Origin of the sequence: Streptomyces gottesmaniae (assembly GCF_031845845.1) — a bacterium.
In the GTDB taxonomy this organism is placed as follows: Bacteria; Actinomycetota; Actinomycetes; order Streptomycetales; family Streptomycetaceae; genus Streptomyces; species Streptomyces akebiae.
In genome coordinates, this window is the sequence record NZ_JAVRFJ010000059.1 from 25,647 (window position 1) to 47,187 (window position 21,541).

The window sequence follows — 21,541 nt, forward strand, 5'->3', positions numbered from 1 at the left end:
CCGTTGGGTATCGACAGGACCGCCCAACAGGCGCTCTACGCGCGTAGGCGTTATCGTGCGAAAATGACGAACCAGACCGACCCGACCGGTAACACCCCGGACTCGGACCAGATCCGCCGGGCGCCCAAGGTTCTGCTGCACGACCACCTCGACGGCGGCCTGCGCCCCGGAACCATCGTCGAACTCGCCCGCGACACCGGGTACTCCCACCTCCCCGAGACCGACGCCGACCGACTCGGCGCCTGGTTCCGCGAGGCCGCCGACTCCGGCTCGCTGGAGCGGTACCTGGAGACCTTCTCCCACACCGTCGCCGTCATGCAGACCCGCGACGCGCTCTTCCGTGTCGCCGCCGAGTGCGCCGAGGACCTCGCCGCCGACGGCGTCGTCTACGCCGAGGTCCGCTACGCCCCCGAACAGCACCTCGAGGGCGGGCTCACCCTCGAACAGGTCGTCGAGGCCGTCAACGAGGGCTTCCGCGAAGGCGAGCGGCGGGCGAAGGCCGGCGGTCACCGCATCCGCGTCGGCGCGCTGCTCACCGCCATGCGGCACGCGGCCCGCGCCCTGGAGATCGCCGAACTCGCCAACCGCTACCGCGACCTGGGCGTCGCCGGCTTCGACATCGCGGGTGCCGAGGCCGGTTACCCGCCCACCCGCCACCTCGACGCCTTCGAGTACCTCAAGCGCGAGAACAACCACTTCACCATCCACGCCGGTGAGGCCTTCGGACTCCCCTCCATCTGGCAGGCCCTGCAGTGGTGCGGCGCCGACCGGCTCGGTCACGGCGTCCGCATCATCGACGACATCCAGGTGCACGCGGACGGCTCCGTGAAGCTCGGCCGCCTCGCCTCCTACGTCCGCGACAAGCGCATCCCGCTGGAACTGTGCCCCAGCTCCAACCTCCAGACAGGCGCCGCCCGTTCGTACGCCGAGCACCCCATCGGGCTGCTGCGACGACTGCACTTCCGGGCCACCGTGAACACCGACAACCGGCTGATGTCCCACACCAGCATGAGCCGCGAATTCGAGCACCTTGTCGACGCTTTCGGCTACACGCTCGACGACATGCAGTGGTTCTCGGTCAATGCTATGAAGTCAGCATTCATTCCTTTCGATGAACGACTGGCCATGATCAATGACGTGATCAAGCCCGGATATGCCGAGTTGAAATCCGAATGGCTGTTCCGCCAGACGGCCTCCACCAGCGGTTCTGTCGACGAACAGGGCTGAACAGCGGCCTCGGGAAGCGGTCACGCCGACGGCGACGCGGCCGCTTTTCGATGTTTGCCTCCGGCGGGACTTTGGTGTTTACGTTTCGGCACCGCTCACCACCCGTCAAACGCATTCCAAGGACGCATTCAACATGAAGCAGTCTGCTGCCAAGACCCTCGGTGTCGCCGTCGTCGGTGCCGCCATCGCCGCTGCGGGCGCGGGCGCCGCGAACGCCGCGCCGGCTGCCCCCGACGCTTCCCAGGCCCTGGGCACCGTCACCCAGGCACTGCCCGTGGAGAACGTCTCGAAGGTGCTGCCGACCGCCTCCGGCGCCCTCGCCCAGGGTCAGAGCGCGCTCGGTGCCGGCCTCGAAGCCGCCCAGCCCGCCGTCACCAACGTCCTTGCCGAGGGCCCCACCGCCCCCGTCGCCGGGCTGCTCGGCGGTCTCGCCGTCGGCAAGACCCTCCCCGCCAAGGGCCTCGGCGTCAACGGCCTGCCCCTCGGCGGCGGCCCCGCCGCCTGAGGCGCATCGTGACAGCCGTACGGGGCGCACCCACGAAGGGTGCGCCCCGCCGGTGTGCGTGTCACCAGGCCGCGCGGGCCTTGCCCTCGGTGGGGAACAGGATCCACAAGGCTATGTACAGCAGGAACTGCGGGCCCGGAAGCAGACACGACACCAGGAAGATCACGCGCATCGTGGTCGCGGAGGTGCCGAAGCGCCGTGCCAGCGCGGCACACACTCCGCCGATCATCCGGCCTTCGGTGGGGCGGGCAAGGCGGCTCATGGGGGCTCCTTCGTCAGCGTAGGACGTCGACCGCGGGCCGACGGTGGGACGGGGCCTCGAACCGGCCACCGCTCTCTTTTCCACACCTTCGACGCTACGGTGACGAAGCGGACGAAGCCTCCCTCTACGGAGCCATCCCGACCCTGGGAATCGTCGGGGTCCGACCCTGAGACAACTCCTCAGGTCGCTGCCTGGCCGTCCGCACCCGGGTCTCGGCCCTCCGCCGCAACGCCGACCTGATCGCCGGTACGACCGCGAGGTGGGCCAGGCCCACACCGACCGCGTTCAGCAGGATCGAGTCGATGTCGACGACCTGCCCCGGCACCCCGGTCTGCAGCAGCTCGATGGCCAGCGACAACAGCGCCCCGGCCGCGACCGACCGGGCCAGCGAGGCGAGCGGCGACCCGGCGATCCTGCCGTGCAGCATCGGCAGCAGGACGCCCAGCGGAGCGAGCAGCGCCAGCCCCTCACCGATCCGGTGGGCCGCCTGCGGCCACCCGAGCGCCAGATCCGCTCTGATCCCCGCGAACGGCCGCAGATTCGCGGGACTCATCCAGGTGACGTCCAGCGGGCGCAGCGTGATCCAGGCAACGACCGCGAGATGCGCGGCGAGGAGGACACCCCCCGCCACGCGGACACGGACCCCGGCGCTACCGCCGTTCGTACCTTGAGGCTGCACGCCCCCCAAGACGCGGCCCCCGGCACGATCGGTTGCACCGTCTTTTTTGTGGCTCGGTTCGCCTCCGGGGCGCAGAAGCCCGTTTCGAGCGGGGCGACCCTGTCGCAGTTGCCCTGGCAGGGGCCTCGGCGTGCCTCGCTGGGCGGGGTCAGGAAGTCCCGACCTCCGTCGACGGGGGGTTTCCCTTGCCCGGGGCCGACTGGATCTCCGGGGTGCACTCGTAGCGCCTCAGCGAGTCGGCGCTGGTGCTGCCCAGGACGACCGAGCCGTTGTCGCCGGCGGCCGCCGAGTCGGCGAAGGTGCAGACGATCTGGGCCAGGGCGTACCGGGGGAGGGCGTCGGGGGCGGTGGACAGACGCAGGGCGTCCTCGGGGTCGCCGGGGGCGGGGCCCGTCACGCCGAGGCCGGGAGGGACGGCGGTGCTGTAGCCGGCCTCGTTCTCCACGTCGCTGGGGTCGCCGGCCAGGGCGTCCAGCAGGCCCTGCGCGACGACGACGCGCCGCTGGGCCTCGTCGGCGCTCTCGGCCACCTGCACCGAGCGGTTGACCCTGACGAGCGCCCCGGAGCAGAGCAGGAACACCTCGACCGGCATACCGGAGGGGGTCGCCTGGGTCGCGAGGTCCGTCGCCGACAACTCGCACGGGACCATCGACGGTGCCGGACCGAAGTCCGTCGGCACCTGGGTGGCGCGGATGCCGCAGCCCGCGAGGAGGCCGGCGAGTGCCCCGGTCGCGGCCAGGACCCGTACGCGTCGCGCGCGTGGGCCCCGTACGCGTATGTCCGGCACGCGCACGCTTTGGGGCGCGGCGTCCTCTCGTCCTCGTGTGCTTCGTATCGTCACTGCCCGTCTCCCTCGGTGCCCTGCGTGCCGCCGTCGCCCTCGGCGTCCCCTTCCTCCGCGAGCAGGGAGGACGCGTCGCGGGGCAGGCGGAGGGTGAAGATCGCGCCGCCCTTGGGGGAGTTGGCGGCGGTGATCTCGCCGCCGTGGATGTGGGCGTTCTCCAGGGCGATGGACAGGCCGAGGCCACTGCCCTCGGAGCGCGGGCGGGAGGCGCTCGCCTTGTAGAAGCGGTCGAAGACGTGCGGGAGGACGTCCTCGGGGATGCCGGGGCCGTGGTCCTGCACCTCGATCAGCAGGTTCTCGCCCTCCGTGCGCACCGAGACGCGCACCGGGGAGCCGCCGTGCTTGAGCGCGTTGCCGATCAGGTTCGCCAGGATCACGTCCAGGCGGCGCGGGTCCAGGTTGGTGATGATGCCGCGCTCGGCGTCCAGTTCCACCGCGTCCAGCCAGGCGCGGGCGTCGATGCAGGCGGTGATCTGGTCGGCGATGTCCACGTCGTCGAGGACGAGCCGGGCCGTCCCCGCGTCGAAGCGGGTGACCTCCATCAGGTTCTCGACCAGGTCGTTGAGACGGCGGGTCTCGCTGACGACGAGCCGCACCGCCGGTTCGATCATGGGGTCGAGGCTGCCCGTGTCGGCGTCCAGCTCCTCCTCCAGCACCTCCGTGACGGCGGTGATCGCCGTCAGCGGCGTCCGGAGCTCGTGGGACATGTCGGCGACGAAGCGGCGGGACGCCTCCTCCCGGGCGCTCATGTCGTCGACCTTCTTCTCCAGGGACTCCGCCGCGAGGTTGAACGTGCGGGAGAGGTCGGCCAGTTCGTCCGTGCCGGAGACGCGCAGCCGGGTGTCGAGCTTGCCCTCGCCGAGACGCCGGGCGGCCACACCGAGGCGCTGCACCGGCTTCAGCACGGTCGTCGCGGCGGCCTGCGCGAGCAGCGCCGAGCCGATCAGCGACAGGCCCGTGGCGATGCCGAGCGACCAGGCGAGGGAGTTGAGGTCCTTCGCCTCCTCCGCGAGGGACTTGCGCATATAGCCGGTCGGGCCGCCGCCGATCATCTTCGCGCCGCCCACCAGATACGGGGTGTCGCCGTCGATGACCCGCTGCCAGTACACGTGGTACGCGTGCTTGTTGCCCGAGGTGAGCTTCTGCCGCTTGTTGACGGCCTTCTGCAGGGACGCGGGCACGTCCTCCAGCGAGAAGCCGGTGAGCGCGTTGTCGGTCGAGGATCCGGAGACGGTCCCGCCGTCGGCGCCCTCGGCGATCAGCAGCACGCTGGAGCGCTCGCCGCCGTCCGCCATCTTCCGCGCCGCGACGCGCAGTTGGTCCTGCGTCGGATTCGGGCGCAGGGTGCTCACATGGCTCTGCATCTCGCGCTCGAAGTCGTTGAGCGCGGCGTCCTGCGCACGCGTCTGCACGGCCTCGCGGTTGAGCCAGTAGGCGATACCGGACGCCGACACGGCGGCCGTGAGCGCCACCAGGCCGAAGACGACCACCAGACGCAGCCGCAGACTGGTGAAACGGATCCGGGACTGCACTTTCCTGCGAGCCGCGGCCCAGCCGCGGATCCCCCCTCGGGCCTTCGTCACTGAGGCGTGTCCAACCGGTAGCCCACGCCGCGCACGGTACGGATCAGGGTCGGCGACGACGGTACGTCCTCGACCTTGGCGCGCAGCCGCTGCACACACGCGTCCACCAGGCGGGAGTCGCCCAGGTAGTCGTGCTCCCACACCAGACGCAGCAACTGCTGCCGGGACAGGGCCTGTCCCGGGCGGCGGCTCAGCTCCAGGAGCAGCCGCAGCTCGGTGGGGGTCAGCTGGAGGTCCTCGCCGTTCTTCGTCACGGTCATCGCCGCGCGGTCGATCACGAGGGAGCCGAAGGTCGCCGCGTCGTTGGCCTCGCGCTCACCGCGTCGCAGCACGGCGCGGATCCGGGCGTCCAGCACCCGGCCCTGCACGGGCTTGACCACGTAGTCGTCCGCACCCGACTCCAGGCCCACCACGACGTCGATGTCGTCGCTGCGCGCGGTGAGCAGGATGATCGGCAGCTGGTCGGTGCGCCGGATCCGCCGGCACACCTCGAAGCCGTCGATGCCGGGCAGCATCACGTCCAAAACGATCAGATCCGGCCGCTGTTCGCGCAGCAGCTTGAGACCATCCTCGCCGGTGGCGGCGGTGGCGACACGGTGCCCCTGGCGCGTCAGTGAGAGCTCCAGGGCCGTGCGGATGGCGTCGTCGTCCTCGATCAGCAACAGGGAAGGCACGGGCTCATTCTGGCCCATGGCATGGCGCCGAATCGACCGTTGGAGCGCTCCCACCCGACACCCGCACACGATCGTGCCGTTCGCGTAGTCGTACGACTCTTCTCTGTGAGCGACCTGTGCCCCGTCTGGGCCGCGCCCATGGGTCCGACCCCTGTGACAGGTCTGTGACAGTCGGCGGACAGAGCCATGAAGGTGAACCGGCAATCTTCTCGGCACAGGCAAGAAAGCAAGCCGAAGACCGGAACTCCACGACGGGGGGCGCGAGATGAACACGCTGCACAGCACCAGCACTAGCGCAGTTGTCACGCGGCTCCACGACGTCGTCCGGAACGCGGAGAAGTCCGGTGCCGTGAGCGGGCGGGGGTGCGCTCGCGGCACCGGGCGTCAACACACCACGTACATGTCGGTGGTTGACGCGCATGTGGGGGGAAGCACCACGGGGGCGACGGGGGTCGCCCACGGGGGAACGGGGACCGCGTACGGGGAGGGCACGGGGGAACGCCGGTCTGTGTCGGAGGCGGAGTTCACCGCCTACGTCCAGGAGCGTCGTGCCTCCCTGTACGCAACCGCCTACCACCTGACCGGAGACCGCTTCGAGGCCGAGGACCTGCTGCAGAGCGCGCTGTTCTCGACCTACCGGGCGTGGGACCGGATCAGTGACAAGGCCGCGGTCGGGGGCTACCTCCGCCGCACCATGACCAATCTGCACATCAGCGCGTGGCGCCGCCGCAAGCTGAACGAGTACCCGACCGAGGAACTGCCGGAGACCGCCGGCGACACGGACGCGATGCGCGGCACCGAACTGCGCGCCGTCCTGTGGCAGGCGCTCGCCCGGCTGCCCGAACTCCAGCGGACGATGCTGGTCCTCCGTTACTACGAGGGCCGTACCGACCCGGAGATCGCGGAGATCCTCGACATCAGTGTCGGCACGGTGAAGTCCAGCATCTGGCGGTCCCTCCGCCGGCTGCGTGAGGACGAGGTCCTCAGCTTCGGCCGTGACGAGGAGGAGTCCTTCGGGGAGCTTGTCGCCTGAGGGTCTGTGGGGGGGGGTAAGTAACGGGGGAAAAGCGGGGGGAGTACGGGGGAGCACGGGGGAACGGGGAACGTCACGGTGGCGCGGGGGAGCGCCGGTGTGACGAGTGGGGGGCACGGGGGAAGCGGGACTGGAGGGCCGGGGGGTCCGTCCAGTCCCGTTTTCATGTCCGCCTCACGTCCACCGTCGGGTCCGACGCCGGGTCCGACGCCGGGGCCGGGTCCGTGTGCAGGTGCGGGCTCAGGCCGGCGCCTTCGCGACCCGGCCCGCGGCGGCCGCCGCCAGACGGCCCAGAGCCTCGTCGCGGTCGCACGGGTGGGCGCCCAACTGCGTCTGGCGAGCCACGATCGAACGCTCCAGCCGCATCAACCGCCAGCCGCGGCGCAGCAGGAACGGCACCGACTTGCGGCCCTCCCTGAGGTCGCGCAGGAAGCGGCGGCGGAAGGTCTTCACCGGACCACGGGTCAGGCACAGCGCGTCCGCCAGCAGGCCGAGTTCGCGGCAGCGCCCGACGATCTCGGCGGCGAAGATCCCTTCGGCGATGAACACGGGCGACCGCCCGATGTGCAGGGCCTCCGCGCCGGTCCGGGCGCTGAGGGAGATGTCGTACGTCGGGACGGTCGTCCGGGCCGTGCGGCACAGTTCCTCGATCGCCGCGACGGCGGTGTCCGCGTCCCACGACAGCGGGTGGTCCCAGTCGATGTCCGTGCTGCCCTGCACCTGCGGCAGCGTCGGGTCGTCGCCCTCCTTGTAGAAGTCGTCGAGCCGCAGCACGGGCAGGCCGGAGCGGGCGGCGAGGAGAGACTTGCCCGAGCCGGACGGACCGGACAGCAGGACGACTCGGGTCGGTATCGGGGGATGCGAACTCACGAGAGTCCAGTGTGAGGCATCACGCGGCTCCCGCCGAGACGGCGGGTCGCCCTTGGAGCGCACATCACACCTCAACTACCTTACGTGTTGCCATGATTACTTTCCGGAGCGGGAAGTGGTCGTAGAACAGAGAAGGTGACAACGCTGATGGCTCGACACTCGGCTCCCCTGAACTCCACCGCCCGACGCGCGTTGCTGGCCGCCGCCACAGCCGGGGTCGCGCTCGGCGCGGGCGCGGGTACGGCCGCCGCGGCGGACGACGCGGCCCCGGTCGTCGACGTACTGCGCACCCGGCCCACCTCGCTGGGGAAGATCGACCCGCAGGCGGGCCTGCAGGCCCTGACCGGCACGATCGGTTATGTCACCGGCCCGGTCGCGGGGCTCAAGCCCAACCCGCTGGCCGGGACGGGCGTCGATCCCCTCGACAACGGGGTGGGCACCCAGCTCGCCGACTTCAAGCCGCTGCAGTCGACGGCTCTGACCGGCCCGCTGGCGCAGGCGCCGTCGATCGGGAGCATTCCGCTGGTGGGTCAGCTGGTGAGCGGGTTGCGATGACCGCCCCGTGAGAGGCGAGGGGGACCGCCCCACCGGCCGCGGACGGTGCGCGCCGTCCCGGCGGGGGGCGGTTCCCCGGCGCTCGTCTCAGTACGCCGAACCCGACGCGCCCAGCGACCCCGTCGGGTGCCAGACCGTCTTCGTCTCCAGGAACGCCGTCATGCGGTCGATGCCGGGCGTGGCCGACCAGTCGTCCACAGGCTGTGGACGCAGGACGCGCTTGAGGTTGTCGGCCGCGGCGATCTCCAGCTCCTTCGCCAGGACGTCGTCGGCGCCGGCCAGGTCGATCGCGTTGACGTCCTGGTGGGCGGCCAGGGGCGTCGCGATCTCCGACGTACGGCCCGAGAGGACGTTGACCACGCCGCCGGGGACGTCGGAGGTGGCCAGGACCTCGCCGAGGGAGAGGGCCGGGAGAGGGGACTTCTCGCTCGCCACCACGACCGCGGTGTTGCCGGTCGCGATCACGGGGGCCAGCACCGAGACCAGGCCCAGGAACGACGACTCCTGGGGGGCCAGGACCGCGACCACGCCGGTCGGTTCGGGGGAGGAGAGGTTGAAGTACGGCCCCGCGACCGGGTTTCCGCCGCCGACCACCTGGGCGATCTTGTCGGTCCAGCCCGCGTACCAGACCCAGCGGTCGATCGTGGCCTCCACCTGGGCGGCAGCCTTCGACTTCGACAGGCCCTCGGCATCGGCCACCTCGTGCACGAACTGGCTCCTGCGGCCCTCCAGCATCTCGGCGACGCGGTAGAGGACCTGGCCGCGGTTGTACGCCGTCGCGCCGGACCAGGCCCCGAACGCCTTGCGGGCCGCGACGACCGCGTCACGGGCGTCCTTGCGGGAGGAGAGCGGCGCGTTGGCCAGCCACTTGTCCTTCGAGTCCGTCACCTCGTACACCCGGCCGCTCTCGGAACGCGGGAACTTCCCGCCGACGTACAGCTTGTAGGTCTTGAAGACAGTCAAGCGGTCAGACATCGAGGTACGCCTCCAGGCCGTGACGACCGCCCTCGCGGCCGAAGCCCGACTCCTTGTAGCCGCCGAACGGCGACGTCGGGTCGAACTTGTTGAACGTGTTGGACCAGACGACGCCCGCGCGCAGCTTGTTCGCGACGGCCAGGATCCGGGAGCCCTTCTCGGTCCAGATGCCCGCCGAGAGGCCGTACTGGGTGTTGTTGGCCTTGGCGACCGCCTCGTCCGGGGTGCGGAAGGTGAGGACGGAGAGGACCGGGCCGAAGATCTCGTCACGGGCGATGGTGTGCGCCTGCGTGACGTTCGTGAAGAGCGTCGGGGCGAACCAGTAGCCGGAGGTGGGCAGTTCGCAGGCCGGGGACCAGCGTTCGGCGCCCTCCGACTCGCCGCGCTCGACGAGCGAGGTGATCCGGGTGAGCTGCTCCTCGGAGTTGATCGCGCCGATGTCCGTGTTCTTGTCCAGCGGGTCGCCGAGGCGGAGCGTCGACAGACGGCGCTTCAGGGAGTCGAGCAGCTCGTCCTGGATCGACTCCTGGACCAGGAGCCGGGAGCCCGCGCAGCAGACCTGGCCCTGGTTGAAGAAGATGCCGTTCACGATGCCCTCGACGGCCTGGTCGATGGGGGCGTCGTCGAAGACGATGTTCGCGCCCTTGCCGCCCAGCTCCAGGGTCAGCTTCTTGCGGGTGCCGGCGACCGTCTTCGCGATCTGCTTGCCGACCGCCGTGGAGCCCGTGAACGCGACCTTGTTCACGTCTGGGTGCGCGACCAGGGCCGCGCCCGCGTCGCCGTATCCGGGGAGGATGTTCACGACGCCCTTCGGGAGGCCGGCCTGGCGGCAGACGTCCGCGAAGAAGAGGGCAGAGAGGGGAGTCGTCTCGGCGGGCTTGAGGACCACCGTGTTGCCCGTCGCCAGGGCCGGGGCGATCTTCCACGCCAGCATCAGGAGCGGGAAGTTCCAGGGGATGACCTGGCCCGCCACGCCGAGGGGCCGGGGGTTCGCGCCGTAGCCGGCGTGGTCGAGCTTGTCGGCCCAGCCCGCGTAGTAGAAGAAGTGCGCGGCGACCAGGGGGAGGTCGGCGTCGCGGGTCTCCTTGATCGGCTTGCCGTTGTCGAGGGTCTCGAGGACGGCGAGCTCGCGGGAGCGTTCCTGGACGATGCGGGCGATGCGGAAGAGGTACTTCGCGCGCTCCGTGCCGGGCAGGGCCGACCACTTCTCGAACGCCCTGCGGGCGGCCTGTACGGCGCGGTCCACGTCCGCCTCGCCCGCCTGGGCGACCTCGGAGAGAACCTCCTCGGAGGCGGGGCTGACCGTCTTGAAGACCTTGCCGTCGGCGGCCTCGGTGAACTCGCCGTCGATGAACAGGCCGTAGGAGGGGGCGATGTCGACGATCGCCCGGGACTCGGGGGCCGGTGCGTATTCGAATGCGGAAGCCATGGGGATCAGTCCACCGTCACGTAGTCGGGGCCGGAGTAGCGGCCGGTGGCCAGCTTCTGGCGCTGCATCAGCAGGTCGTTGAGGAGCGAGGACGCGCCGAAGCGGAACCAGTGGTTGTCCAGCCAGTCCTCGCCGACGGTCTCGTTGACCAGGACCAGGAACTTGATCGCGTCCTTGGTGGTGCGGATGCCGCCGGCGGGCTTCACACCGATCTGGACACCGGTCTGGGCGCGGAAGTCGCGGACGGCCTCCAGCATGAGGAGGGTGTTGGCGGGGGTGGCGTTCACCGCGACCTTGCCGGTGGAGGTCTTGATGAAGTCCGCGCCCGCGAGCATGCCGAGCCAGCTGGCCCGGCGGATGTTGTCGTAGGTCGAGAGTTCGCCCGTCTCGAAGATGACCTTCAGGCGGGCCGACGCTCCGCAGGCCTCCTTCACCGCGGTGATCTCCTCGTGGACCTTGAGGTAGTCGCCCGCCAGGAACGCGCCGCGGTCGATGACCATGTCGATCTCGTCGGCGCCGGCGGAGACGGCCTCGCGGACGTCCGCCAGCTTCACGGCGAGCGCGGCGCGGCCGGCCGGGAAGGCGGTGGCCACGGAGGCGACCTTGACGGTGGAGCCGGCGACGGCGGCCTTGGCGGCCGGCACCATGTCGGGGTAGACGCAGACCGCGGCCGTGGCGGGCGTGGTGCGGTCGGTCGGGTCGGGGAGGACCGCCTTGGCGCCGAGGGACCGGACCTTGCCGGGGGTGTCCGCGCCTTCCAGGGTCGTCAGGTCGACCATGGAGATGGCCAGGTCGATGGCGTACGCCTTGGCGGTCGTCTTGATGGAACGGGTGCCGAGCGAGGCGGCGCGCGCCTCCAGGCCGACCGGGTCGACGCCGGGCAGCCCGTGGAGGAAGCGGCGCAGCGTGCTGTCGGACGCGGTGACGTCGGCGAGAGCGTGGGGTGCAGCTGTGGACATGGTCACCAGACGAGCATATCTACGCGCGTAGCGGGTGTACAGCCCTCGGATCGGAAGCAGCGGGTTCCGCGGGCGTTCGTTCACGGCCCTCCTCGGCGGTGTGCTCGGGCCCGCGCGCGTCCGCGCGGACTCCCGCTCGTGGTCGGCCCGGCGTCGGGGCGGGCGGGGCGTCGGGCAGAATCGGACGTATGAGCACCTCGGATCAATCGTCACCCGAGTCGGAACCGGTTCGGAAGCGTGCGGAGGCTGTGGCGGCTTCGGAGAACCCGAAGGCCGGGCAGGCTCCGGTGGCCGCGGCCCCCGCGTCGAAGCCCGACAAGCCCGTGTACAAGGACCGGGTGTACCGGTCGCCCGCCGGGCTGGTCGGCGGGGTGTCGCTGCTCGGGCTGTTCGCCTGGCTCGGCGGGGACGCGGTGGTGTCGGGGGAGGGGCGCACGCCCTGGCTGGCGCTGGCCTCGTTGCTGGTGGCCGTGCCGGTCGTGGTCGCGTTCTCGGTTCGGCCGGCGGTGTTCGCCAACGACGACCGGCTGCGGGTGCGGAACCCGTTCCGGGTGATCGAGCTGCCCTGGGCGAGCGTGGTCTCGCTGCGGTCCGGTTACACCAACGAGGTGATCGACGAGAGCGGCGCCAAGTACCAGCTCTGGGCGATTCCCGTCTCGCTGCGGGGGCGCAAGAAGGCCCATCGCCAGCAGGCCCGGGAGGCCCATCGGGCGGCCAAGGGGGGCGGTGGTTCCGCGCAGGCCGCGCGGACCGTGCGGGCGGAGACCGATCAGGTCATGGCCGATCTGCGGGACCTGTGCGAGGCGCGGGCGAAGGCGGCCGGGTCGCAGGGCGAGCCGAGTGTGCGGTGGGCCTGGGAGATCGTGGCGCCGGCGGCGGCCGGGGCCGTGCTGCTGGCGGTCCTGATCGCCGTGGGGTGACCTCGGTCCGGCGCGGTGAGTGTGACATAGGGCTCCGGGTGCCGGTTCGGCGGAGGAACTCCGGACGTCTGTTCTAAGGTGGCGCTGCTCGTGTGTCCCGCCTTCACAGCCTGGTCCGCTCGGATCGTGTCGGACCGCGCGGCGCAACCACGACGGCGGCCGGAGTGTCCACAGAACGATGAGTACCGAGCTTGAGTCCCAGTCCCCGCCCAGGGTCCTCCCACCGCCGCGTCCGCTGCCCGCGTCCGCCGTGCCCGAGGGCTGCGTCGCCTGGAGCGGGGAGAGGACGGACGTCTGGGCGCGGACCCGGCCGCCCCTGTGGGTGCCGGCGCGGACGCGGCCCCTGCACCTGCTCGCCGTGGTCCCGGGCGGCCTGATCGTCGGCTTCTGGCTGGCGAACTTCGTGGAGCTGCCCGCCGCCCTCGCCGCACTGGTCCCGCTGCAGCTGGTGTGGACCCTGGTCAGGCCCGAGGTCGTACGGTTCTCGGCGCCGCTTCTGCTGCTCCTGCTGGCCTGGTTCGGGGGCTCGCACGACGTACCGACCCTGGTGGGGCTCCTCGCCGCGACCTTGACCTGGGCCATGGCCGAGATCCGGCTGGGCAAGCGCCGGCTGCAGCGGCAGTGGGCCCTGGTGGCCACCGAGGGGGCCACCGCCACGGTGCCGGACGAGGTCGGGCCGCTGCGGCGCGGCCGGTTCCTCATGGGGTTCGGGTGCGTGCTGACCCTGGTCGGAGCGGGGGCGCTCTCCGCCGTCTCCGGCTGGGACGTCGCCACCGACCGGCACGAGGTCACGCTCGTCGGCTGGTTCGTGGTCGGCTGGGGACTCACCTCGTCGCTCTCCGGGGTGCTGGGACGCCGCCGGTCCGCCGCGCTGCGGGGCGCTCCCGTGCCGGTGCTGCGGGTGCTCGTCCGCGACGGTGCCGACGGGGACGCCGAGGTCTTCGCCGCCGACGACGTGGACGCGCTGCGGCCGTTGTTCACCGTCGCCACCGAGGAGTGGTACGGCGACGCCGAAGAGGACGACGAGGACGACGAGGACGAGGAGGCAGAGGAGCGGGACGGCCGGGACGAGCGCGACGCGCTCCTCGACGCCGTCGAGAGCGTCGACGATGACGACGACCAGCCCGGTCCCCTGCGCGAGGCCGTCCTGTACGGCCTGCCCCACGACGGCGCCGAGATCGTGCTCGTCAGCGCGGCGGAGGCGCCGGAGGCAGCGCAGGGGACCGCGGAACCGGTGGACCCGCGGAAGCCGACGGAGCGGGCAGGCACGGAGGCCGCCGAGGGCGGTGCGCCCGCGGAACTGGTCGTCGAGTCGTCCAGCGGTCCGGTGCGGCCCCTGTCCGACCGGACCGCACGGCACCGAGCCGCCGGGCAGCGGGCCAGGGCGAAGCGGCACACGGTCCACGAGGAACTGCGGGCCACGGCCGTCACGGAGAGCCGGGCGCGGCTGGGCGACGAGCCGGTGTCCGTACGGCGCTGGCGGGCGGGCTGGCCGGACTGGGCCGCCGCCCTGTTCCTGATCGTCGCGATCGCCGCCGTCGGGCTGTACCCGAACGGGCTGAAGCAGTACGTCCTCGGTGCTGTCGTCGGTGTCTTCGGCGTCCTGACGCTGCCCCAGATGCTCACCTGGCGGATCACGGCCGACCGTTCGGGGCTGTGGCTCAGCGGCTGGGGCCGGCCCCGGCACGTCGAGTGGGACGACCTCACGACCGTCCGGTGCGCCGGTGCCGTGCTGACGGTCGACAGCCGCCGGGCGTCGTTCCCGCTCTGGAGCGTCCGCGCGGAGCGCTGGCGCTGGCTGGAGCGGAAGCTGCGGCTCGTGCACCCCTACGAGAGGACCGCCGCCGAGATCACCGCCATGTGGCGGGATCCCTCGCTGCGGCCCGTAGGGGAGTACCGGGGCCGGAGGCTGCCCCTGTGGCCGCTGAGTGTGGTGCTCGCCGTGGTGTGGGTGGCGGTGTTGGTCCTGGTGCCGTAGGGCTGTGCCCCGGCTCGTGCCGGCCTGGATGTGGCGGGGGCCCGGCCGGTGATCCGGCCGGGCCCCCGTGCGCGTGGGGAGCGGGGCGTGTCAGATGCCCGCTGCCGCCGAGAGGTCCCGCTTGATGCCGGCCAGCAGGTCCGTCGCCTTCGCGCGGGCCGCCGGGAGGGCCGTCAGGTCGGCGACAGGCACCACGACCTCCAGGTAGCACTTGAGCTTGGGCTCCGTGCCGCTGGGGCGGACGATGACACGGGCGCCGTCGAGCGTGTAGCGCAGACCGTCCGTGGGCGGGAGCCTGTCGGTGCCCCGGGTCAGGTCCTCGGCCCTGGTGATGGGCAGGCCGGCGAGAGCGGTCGGCGGCTGCTCGCGGAGCCGCTCCATCGCGTCGGCGATGAGCGAGAGGTCCTGGACGCGGACCGAGAGCTGGTCGGTGGCGTGCAGGCCGTGCTCGACGGCGATGTCGTCCAGCAGGTCGAGGAGGGTGCGGCCCTCCTCCTTCAGCCGCGAGGCGAGTTCCGTGATGAGCAGGGCCGCGGTGATGCCGTCCTTGTCGCGGACGCCCTCGGGGTCGACGCAGTAGCCGAGAGCCTCCTCGTAGCCGTAGCGCAGGCCCTCGACGCGGGCGATCCACTTGAAGCCGGTGAGGGTCTCCTCGTAGGGCAGGCCCGCCTTCTCGGCGATACGGCCGAGGAGGGAGGAGGAGACGATCGACTCGGCGAAGGTGCCCTGGACGCCGCGCGCGACCAGGTGGGTGGCGAGGAGCGCGCCGACCTCGTCGCCGCGCAGCATGCGCCAGTCGGTCCCGTCCTTGACCGCGACGGCACAGCGGTCGGCGTCGGGGTCGTTCGCGACGATCAGGTCGGGGTCCGTGTCGCGGGCCACGGCGAAGGCGAGGTCCATCGCGCCGGGCTCTTCCGGGTTGGGGAAGGCGACCGTCGGGAAGTCCGGGTCCGGCTCCGCCTGCTCGGCCACGAGGACGGGCTCCGGGAAGCCGGCCCGGGCGAAGGCCGCGAGCAGGGTGTCCTTGCCGACGCCGTGCATGGCCGTGTAGACCGTGCGGGCGGTCCGGGGGGAGCCGGGCGCCAGGACCGCGTCCGTACGGGCCAGATAGGCGTCCAGGACGCTGTCGTCGAGAGTGTCCCAGCCGGTGTCGGGGCGGGGCACGTCGTCGAGGGACCGCACGGCGTCGATCTCGGCCGCGATCCGGGCGTCGGCCGGGGGCACGATCTGGGAGCCGTCGCCCAGGTAGACCTTGTAGCCGTTGTCGCGCGGCGGGTTGTGGCTGGCCGTGACCTCCACGCCGGCGACCGCGCCCAGGTGCCTTATGGCGAAGGCCAGGACGGGCGTGGGGAGCGGGCGGGGGAGGACGGCCGCGCGCAGGCCCGCGCCGGTCATCACGGCGGCCGTGTCGCGGGCGAAGTCGGCGGACTTGTGGCGGGCGTCGTAGCCGATGACGACGAGGCCGCCGCCGGCGCCCTGCTTGTTCAGGTACGCGGCGAGACCGGCGGCCGCGCGGATGACGACCGAGCGGTTCATACGCATGGGGCCGGCGCCGAGTTCGCCCCGGAGGCCGGCTGTGCCGAACTGGAGGGTGCCGGAGAAGCGGGTGGTCAGTTCCGCCGTGTCCGCCGCGTCGATCAGCCTGCCGAGCTCGTCCCGGGTCTCCGGGTCGGGGTCCTCGGCCAGCCACGCCTTGGCGCGGGCGATCAGGTCGTCGTGCACGGGGGTCAACCTCTCGTTCTTTGTTTGTGTGTCGCTTCGATTGTGCTCGCCCCCGCCGCCCCTGCCCGTCTCGTCCGCCACGGGCTGCCGCCCCTTCCACCCCGCGTTCGGCGGTTCCTCGGGTGCGGGTGGACGGGGCCGCTCGCGCGGGTCCCCGGCTTCAGGGGCGCGGGGAACGGCGCGAGAGGCCCACCGAGCCGCGGGCCGCGAACGCGCCTGCCCGCCGGAGCCCCGGGCTACAGCCGGTTCAGGACCTGCGTCAGCAGCGCGCCCATGCGGGTCGCCGAGTCGCGGCCCGCCTGGAGGACCTCTTCGTGGTTGAGGGGCTCGCCCGTCATACCGGCCGCCAGGTTGGTCACGAGGGAGATGCCCAGGATCTCGGCACCCGCCTCGCGCGCGGCGATGGCCTCCAGGACCGTGGACATGCCGACCAGGTCCGCACCGATCACGCGGGCCATCCGGATCTCCGCCGGCGTCTCGTAGTGGGGGCCCGTGAACTGCGCGTAGACGCCCTCCTCCAGCGAAGGGTCGATCTCCTTGCACAGGGCGCGCAGGCGCGGGGAGTACAGGTCCGTCAGGTCGACGAAGTTCGCGCCGACGATCGGCGAGGTCGCCGTGAGGTTGAGATGGTCGCTGATCAGCACCGGCTGGCCGGGGCGCATGCCCGCGCGGAGACCGCCACAGCCGTTGGTGAGGACGATCGTCTTCACACCGGCGGCGACGGCCGTACGGACGCCGTGCGCGACGGCGGCCACACCGCGGCCCTCGTAGTAGTGGGTGCGGCCCAGGAAGACGAGCGCGCGCTTGTTCCCGATCCTGTACGAGCGGACCTTGCCGCCGTGGCCCTCGACCGCCGGCGGCGGGAAGCCGGGCAGCTCGGTGACCCGGAACTCGGACTCGGGGGCGCCCAGCGCGTCCACGGCCGGGGCCCAGCCGGAGCCCATCACAAGCGCGACGTCGTGGGTCTCGGCGCCCGTCAGCTCGCGCAGGCGCGCGGCGGCGGCGTCGGCGGCGGCGTACGGGTCGCCCTGGATGTCGTCCGGAAGAAGAGATGCGTTCACGCGACGAGGGTATCCGGTTCGAGCCTACGCGCGTAGATGAGGAGGCTCACCGGATCGGGATCGTTGTCTTGTCGTTTCCAACCACAGAGTGCGGGCGTGGGTCGTGCTCGCCGCCCCCTCGGCCGGCCCCTCAGCAGGGGCGTTTGCGCAGTTCCATCACATAGTCGTGGGGCGCGCCCGCCGACTCCGCCGCGTCCGCCACTTCGCCCAGGTAGCGGGCCGACGGCAGACCGCCCTCGTAGCCGTTGAGGACGTAGACCCAGGCCGGTTCCTCACCGTCCAGCGTGTGGACGCGGACCCGCATCCGGCGGTATATGTCCAGGCCGACGCCGACCCAGCGGTCCATGGCGTCCTCGTCCTTGGGGGCGATGTCGTACAGGGCCACGAAGACCTGGGAGCGGGGCGCCTCCACGACCGTGGCCAGGGCGCCCTCCCAGCCCATGTGCTCGCCGCCGAAGGTCAGCCGCCAGTCGTTCAGCCAGCCGGTTGCGCGCAGCGGGGAGTGGGGGGCTCGGCGGGACATCAGGCGCGAGTCCAGGTTGCCGGCGTAGGCGGCGTAGAGCGACATGGGGAGAGGGTACGGGAGCGCTCCGCGAGGGGGGTGCCGGGCGCCCGCGTAGGCGGTGGGGACCGTCGTGCGGCGGGTGCCGGTGCGTCGTGGCAGGTCGCGCCGGGTCCGCGCCGCCCCCGGTGACGGCGCCGCGGGCCGGTCGCCCCCTCCCCGTACCCCCGACTCGTTGCCACCCGTGCGCGTACGGGACAATGGGGCATGTGACTCGGATCGTGATCATCGGTGGCGGACCCGGCGGATATGAAGCGGCGCTGGTGGCCGCGCAGCTCGGCGCGGAGGTGACCGTCGTCGACTGCGACGGTCTGGGCGGGGCGTCGGTGCTGACCGACTGCGTGCCGTCGAAGACCCTCATCGCGACGGCCGAGGTGATGACGACCTTCGACTCCTCCTACGAGGAGCTGGGGATCATCGTCGCCGACGACACCCCGCACATCGACACGCCCGCGCGTGTCGTCGGCGTGGACCTCGGCAAGGTCAACCGGCGTGTGAAGCGGCTCGCGCTGGCGCAGTCGCACGACATCACCGCCTCCGTGACGCGCGCCGGCGCGCGGGTCATGCGCGGGCGCGGGCGGCTGGCGGGTCAGCAGGATCTCGACGGGTCGCGCAAGGTCGTGGTGCGGGCGGCGGACGGGTCCGAGGAGACCCTGACCGCCGACGCCGTGCTCATCGCCACCGGCGGACATCCGCGTGAGCTGCCCGACGCGCAGCCGGACGGCGAGCGCATCCTCAACTGGACGCAGGTCTACGACCTGGACGAGCTGCCGGAAGAGCTGATCGTCGTCGGGTCGGGTGTCACCGGTGCCGAGTTCGCCGGCGCCTATCAGGCGCTCGGGTCGCGCGTCACGCTCGTGTCCAGCCGTGACCGCGTGCTGCCGGGTGAGGACCCGGACGCCGCCGCCGTCCTGGAGGACGTGTTCCGGCGGCGCGGGATGAACGTCATGGCGCGGTCCCGGGCCCAGTCCGCCAAACGGGTCGGTGACCGGGTCGAGGTGACGCTCGCGGACGGTCGGGTCATCACCGGCTCGCACTGTCTGATGGCCGTCGGCGCCGTCCCCAACAGTGCCGGGATGGGTTTGGAGGAGGCCGGGGTCAAGGTCAAGGAGTCCGGGCACATCTGGACGGACAAGGTGTCGCGAACCACCGCTCCCGGCGTGTACGCGGCCGGCGACGTCACCGGGGTCTTCGCCCTGGCGTCCGTCGCCGCCATGCAGGGCCGTATCGCCATGTACCACTTCCTCGGCGACGCCGTGGCCCCGCTCAACCTGAAGACCGTGTCGTCCAACGTCTTCACCGACCCCGAGATCGCCACCGTCGGCTACACCCAGGCCGACCTGGACGCCGGGGTCATCGACGCCGTCGGGGTGAAGCTGCCGCTGCTGCGCAACCCGCGCGCCAAGATGCAGGGCATCCGGGACGGCTTCGTCAAGATCTTCTGCCGGCCGGGCACCGGCATCGTCGTGGGCGGCGTCGTGGTCTCCCCGCGTGCCTCCGAGCTGATCCACCCGATCTCGATCGCGGTCGACAACAATCTGACCGTCGAGCAGATCGCGAACGCCTTCACCGTGTACCCGTCGCTGTCCGGCTCGATCGCCGAGGTCGCGCGCCAGCTGCACACGCGCAAGTCGGGCGGCGGGGTCTGAGGTTCTGACCGATATGTGACGGGTTCCGTCCGGGATAGTCCCTATATCACTTCTCGCCCCACCCTGCGAACAACTTCTGCTATTCGGCGCAAACTGCTGAAAGCAGATGGTCGTTGGCGTTACTGTCAGTTTCGTGTTCGCTGCAGAACGTCGTCAATTGATCCTCGAAATGGTGCGGGCCAATGGAGCCGTGTCGCTCCGTGAGCTCGCCCGCGTCGTCCAGACCTCCGAAGTGACCGTACGGCGGGACGTGCGCGCTCTGGAGGCAGAAGGACTCCTCGACCGCCGACACGGCGGTGCGGTATTGCCGGGCGGGTTCACGCGGGAGTCCGGCTTTCCGCAGAAGTCTCATCTCGCGACCGCCGAGAAGACGGCCATCGCCGACCTCGCCGCGAGCCTCGTCGAAGAGGGCGAGGCCATCGTGGTCGGGGCGGGGACCACCACGCAGGAGCTGGCACGCCGGCTCGCGCGGGTCCCCGGGCTGACCGTCGTCACCAACTCCCTGTTGGTGGCCCAGGCGTTGGCCCACGCCAACCGTGTGGAGGTCGTGATGACCGGCGGCACCCTGCGCGGTTCCAACTACGCCCTGGTCGGCTCCGGAGCCGAGCAGTCCCTCCAAGGGCTGCGCGTCTCCAAGGCCTTCCTCTCCGGGAGCGGACTGACCGCCGAGCGCGGCCTGTCCACGTCCAACATGCTGTCGGCGTCCGTCGACCGCGCGCTGGTCCAGGCCGCCGCCGAGGTCGTCGTGCTCGCCGACCACACCAAGCTCGGCACCGACACGATGTTCCAGACGGTGCCGACGGATGTGATAACCCGGCTGGTCACCGACGATCCGCCCGGGCACGACGACCGCGCGGTCCCCGAGTTGCAGGCGCTGGCCGATCAGGGTGTGCAGATCTCCGTGGCCGGGGCGTCGGGCGGCGGTGGTACGGGAGGCGATCCCGTCCCGGCGCGCCCCTCGCGCCGGGACATGCCCCTTCCGGGGCCCCGTCGCAACCAGGTCCACGGCACCGCGCCCCAGTTGCGCACCGCCACGGTCCTCGGGGACCAGCCGCCCGCCGGTGAACGGGAGCGGGAGCGCGCCGCCCGGGTCGCGGATCTGCGGCGTAGGTAGGGCGCGCGGGCCGAGCCACGTGGGCTCGGTCCGGCGGTCACGGCTTCAGGCCGCGCAAGGTCAGCGTCAGCAGGCGGTCGGCCAACTCCGGATCGTCCGGGGTTTCCTCGGCCGCCAGCGCGATCGCGTGGGTGAGCTGGAGCAGATCGCCGATGGACACGTCGTCACGTACGGCGCGCGCGTGTTGCGCCCGCCGGAGAAGGGCGGTGCCCGCCTCCCGGATGGGGGCGCAGCACCGGGCCAGGTCCGAGGGGTTCTCGGCCATCGCGCGGGAGTCCGCGTACGAGACCGTCATCAGGGCCTGCGCCAGACCTCGGTACTCACCCGCGTGGGTGATGATGTCGCGCAGCCAGGCGACGAGCGCCGTGCACGGTCGGTCCGCGTGCAGATGTGCCTGGGCGCGGGCCAGCAGGTCGGAGACCGCTTCCTCGAAGACCGCGCTCAGGAGGGCCTGGCGGTTGGGGAAGTGGCGGTACAGGGTGCCGATGCCCACGTCCGCTCGGCGGGCGATGTCTTCGAGCGAGGCGGTCGTGCCGTGGGCCGCGAAGGCGAGGCGGGCCTCGGTGAGCAGGCGGTCGTGGTTGCGGCGGGCGTCGGCCCGCATGGGACGCCCTGCCGGCCGCTGGGCCGGGGTGAGGCTCACTGAGGTGTTCACCTGCTCTCTGCCGCTGGGGGTGCCCAGCCTAAGAGCTCGGGTGAGGGGGGTCGTTGCGCGGGTGCCGGTGAGTGCCGGTTTCTCGTGCGTGTCCCCGCGCCCCTGAAGCGTGGGGCGCGGGGATGCGGTTGTCCGGTTGTGCGGGTCAGTCCTTGATTTCGCAGATGACGGCGCCGGAGGTGAGGGCGGCGCCGACTTCGGCGGTGAGGCCCTTGATGGTGCCGGAGCGGTGGGCGTTGAGGGGCTGTTCCATCTTCATGGCTTCCAGGACGACGACGAGGTCGC

General features: G+C 71.7%; 22 protein-coding genes. 8 read left to right on the plus strand and 14 right to left on the minus strand.

Features of this window, described 5'->3' with window-relative positions:
• Positions 1–63 precede the first annotated feature (63 nt).
• Entirely contained in the window at positions 64–1,227 is a 1,164-nt protein-coding gene (locus RM704_RS41610) for an adenosine deaminase (RefSeq protein ID WP_033527053.1), read from the plus strand.
• A 133-nt stretch (positions 1,228–1,360) separates the two neighbouring features.
• Positions 1,361–1,732, plus strand: a complete 372-nt coding sequence (locus tag RM704_RS41615) for a hypothetical protein (protein WP_033527052.1) — start codon at positions 1,361–1,363, stop codon at positions 1,730–1,732.
• A 61-nt stretch (positions 1,733–1,793) separates the two neighbouring features.
• Here the strand turns inward: RM704_RS41615 and RM704_RS41620 are convergent, their stop codons facing one another.
• The 5 genes from RM704_RS41620 to afsQ1 form a co-directional block, all read right to left on the minus strand.
• Positions 1,794–1,994: a PspC domain-containing protein gene (locus tag RM704_RS41620; protein WP_033527051.1), complete on the minus strand. Its 201-nt coding sequence runs from the start codon at positions 1,992–1,994 to the stop codon at positions 1,794–1,796.
• Between the two features lie 124 nt (positions 1,995–2,118).
• Positions 2,119–2,673, minus strand: a complete 555-nt coding sequence (locus tag RM704_RS41625; RefSeq protein ID WP_033527050.1) for a VanZ family protein — start codon at positions 2,671–2,673, stop codon at positions 2,119–2,121.
• A 148-nt stretch (positions 2,674–2,821) separates the two neighbouring features.
• Positions 2,822–3,460: a hypothetical protein gene (locus tag RM704_RS41630; RefSeq protein ID WP_078937093.1), complete on the minus strand. Its 639-nt coding sequence runs from the start codon at positions 3,458–3,460 to the stop codon at positions 2,822–2,824.
• 50 nt (positions 3,461–3,510) lie between these two features.
• A complete protein-coding gene (locus RM704_RS41635) occupies positions 3,511–5,049 on the minus strand; it encodes an ATP-binding protein (RefSeq protein WP_033527049.1) in 1,539 nt (512 codons plus the stop codon).
• A gap of 47 nt (positions 5,050–5,096) precedes the next feature.
• Complete coding sequence (afsQ1, locus tag RM704_RS41640; protein ID WP_013001223.1) at positions 5,097–5,774, minus strand: two-component system response regulator AfsQ1; 678 nt, start codon at positions 5,772–5,774, stop codon at positions 5,097–5,099.
• 265 nt (positions 5,775–6,039) lie between these two features.
• Here afsQ1 and RM704_RS41645 point away from each other — a divergent pair, with 265 nt between their 5' ends.
• On the plus strand, positions 6,040–6,807 hold the full coding sequence (locus RM704_RS41645) for a SigE family RNA polymerase sigma factor (protein ID WP_078937092.1): 768 nt from the start codon (positions 6,040–6,042) through the stop codon (positions 6,805–6,807).
• A 240-nt stretch (positions 6,808–7,047) separates the two neighbouring features.
• Here RM704_RS41645 and RM704_RS41650 read toward each other — a convergent pair whose 3' ends face one another.
• Positions 7,048–7,677 carry a uridine kinase family protein gene (locus tag RM704_RS41650; protein ID WP_033527048.1) on the minus strand — a complete coding sequence of 210 codons (630 nt, stop codon included), beginning with the start codon at positions 7,675–7,677 and terminating at the stop codon, positions 7,048–7,050.
• Between the two features lie 147 nt (positions 7,678–7,824).
• On the opposite strand from RM704_RS41650, the gene RM704_RS41655 reads away from it, so the two are divergent.
• Positions 7,825–8,232 (plus strand): hypothetical protein, encoded by a 408-nt coding sequence (locus RM704_RS41655; protein WP_033527047.1) that lies wholly within the window; start codon positions 7,825–7,827, stop codon positions 8,230–8,232.
• An 87-nt stretch (positions 8,233–8,319) separates the two neighbouring features.
• On the opposite strand, the gene RM704_RS41660 is transcribed toward RM704_RS41655, so the two are convergent.
• From RM704_RS41660 to deoC, 3 genes are read right to left on the minus strand one after another with little or no spacing between them, the layout of a single operon-like run.
• Positions 8,320–9,207 carry an aldehyde dehydrogenase family protein gene (locus RM704_RS41660; protein WP_033527046.1) on the minus strand — a complete coding sequence of 296 codons (888 nt, stop codon included), beginning with the start codon at positions 9,205–9,207 and terminating at the stop codon, positions 8,320–8,322.
• Entirely contained in the window at positions 9,200–10,636 is a 1,437-nt protein-coding gene (locus RM704_RS41665; protein WP_033527045.1) for an aldehyde dehydrogenase family protein, read from the minus strand. The genes RM704_RS41660 and RM704_RS41665 overlap by 8 nt, the downstream gene beginning before the upstream one ends.
• A gap of 5 nt (positions 10,637–10,641) precedes the next feature.
• On the minus strand, positions 10,642–11,595 hold the full coding sequence (gene deoC, locus RM704_RS41670) for a deoxyribose-phosphate aldolase (RefSeq protein WP_033527074.1): 954 nt from the start codon (positions 11,593–11,595) through the stop codon (positions 10,642–10,644).
• A 188-nt stretch (positions 11,596–11,783) separates the two neighbouring features.
• Between deoC and RM704_RS41675 the strand changes: the two genes are divergently transcribed.
• The gene (locus tag RM704_RS41675; RefSeq protein ID WP_078937091.1) at positions 11,784–12,515 is read left to right on the plus strand and encodes a PH domain-containing protein; all 732 of its coding nucleotides are present in this window, start codon (positions 11,784–11,786) and stop codon (positions 12,513–12,515) included.
• 178 nt (positions 12,516–12,693) lie between these two features.
• Positions 12,694–14,493, plus strand: a complete 1,800-nt coding sequence (locus tag RM704_RS41680; RefSeq protein ID WP_033527044.1) for an amino acid adenylation domain-containing protein — start codon at positions 12,694–12,696, stop codon at positions 14,491–14,493.
• A gap of 90 nt (positions 14,494–14,583) precedes the next feature.
• Here the strand turns inward: RM704_RS41680 and RM704_RS41685 are convergent, their stop codons facing one another.
• The 3 genes from RM704_RS41685 to RM704_RS41695 all read right to left on the minus strand — a co-directional run bounded on the left by RM704_RS41685 (position 14,584) and on the right by RM704_RS41695 (position 17,844).
• Positions 14,584–16,215 (minus strand): phospho-sugar mutase, encoded by a 1,632-nt coding sequence (locus tag RM704_RS41685; RefSeq protein ID WP_033527043.1) that lies wholly within the window; start codon positions 16,213–16,215, stop codon positions 14,584–14,586.
• 236 nt (positions 16,216–16,451) lie between these two features.
• The gene (locus tag RM704_RS41690) at positions 16,452–17,276 is read right to left on the minus strand and encodes a purine-nucleoside phosphorylase (RefSeq protein ID WP_033527042.1); all 825 of its coding nucleotides are present in this window, start codon (positions 17,274–17,276) and stop codon (positions 16,452–16,454) included.
• A 130-nt stretch (positions 17,277–17,406) separates the two neighbouring features.
• Positions 17,407–17,844 carry a gamma-glutamylcyclotransferase family protein gene (locus RM704_RS41695; RefSeq protein WP_033527041.1) on the minus strand — a complete coding sequence of 146 codons (438 nt, stop codon included), beginning with the start codon at positions 17,842–17,844 and terminating at the stop codon, positions 17,407–17,409.
• Positions 17,845–18,038: 194 nt separating this feature from the next.
• On the opposite strand from RM704_RS41695, the gene RM704_RS41700 reads away from it, so the two are divergent.
• Both RM704_RS41700 and RM704_RS41705 read left to right on the plus strand, forming a co-directional pair.
• Positions 18,039–19,487 carry an NAD(P)H-quinone dehydrogenase gene (locus tag RM704_RS41700; protein ID WP_033527040.1) on the plus strand — a complete coding sequence of 483 codons (1,449 nt, stop codon included), beginning with the start codon at positions 18,039–18,041 and terminating at the stop codon, positions 19,485–19,487.
• Positions 19,488–19,593: 106 nt separating this feature from the next.
• Positions 19,594–20,601, plus strand: coding sequence for a DeoR/GlpR family DNA-binding transcription regulator (locus tag RM704_RS41705; protein ID WP_078937090.1), 1,008 nt, complete (start codon positions 19,594–19,596; stop codon positions 20,599–20,601).
• 37 nt (positions 20,602–20,638) lie between these two features.
• Here the strand turns inward: RM704_RS41705 and RM704_RS41710 are convergent, their stop codons facing one another.
• Together RM704_RS41710 and RM704_RS41715 are read right to left on the minus strand one after the other, a co-directional pair.
• A complete protein-coding gene (locus RM704_RS41710; protein ID WP_033527038.1) occupies positions 20,639–21,205 on the minus strand; it encodes a TetR/AcrR family transcriptional regulator in 567 nt (188 codons plus the stop codon).
• Between the two features lie 196 nt (positions 21,206–21,401).
• Positions 21,402–21,541: acyl-CoA carboxylase biotin carboxyl carrier protein subunit (locus RM704_RS41715; protein ID WP_311593061.1), on the minus strand; the 140-nt coding region annotated here is incomplete at its 5' end.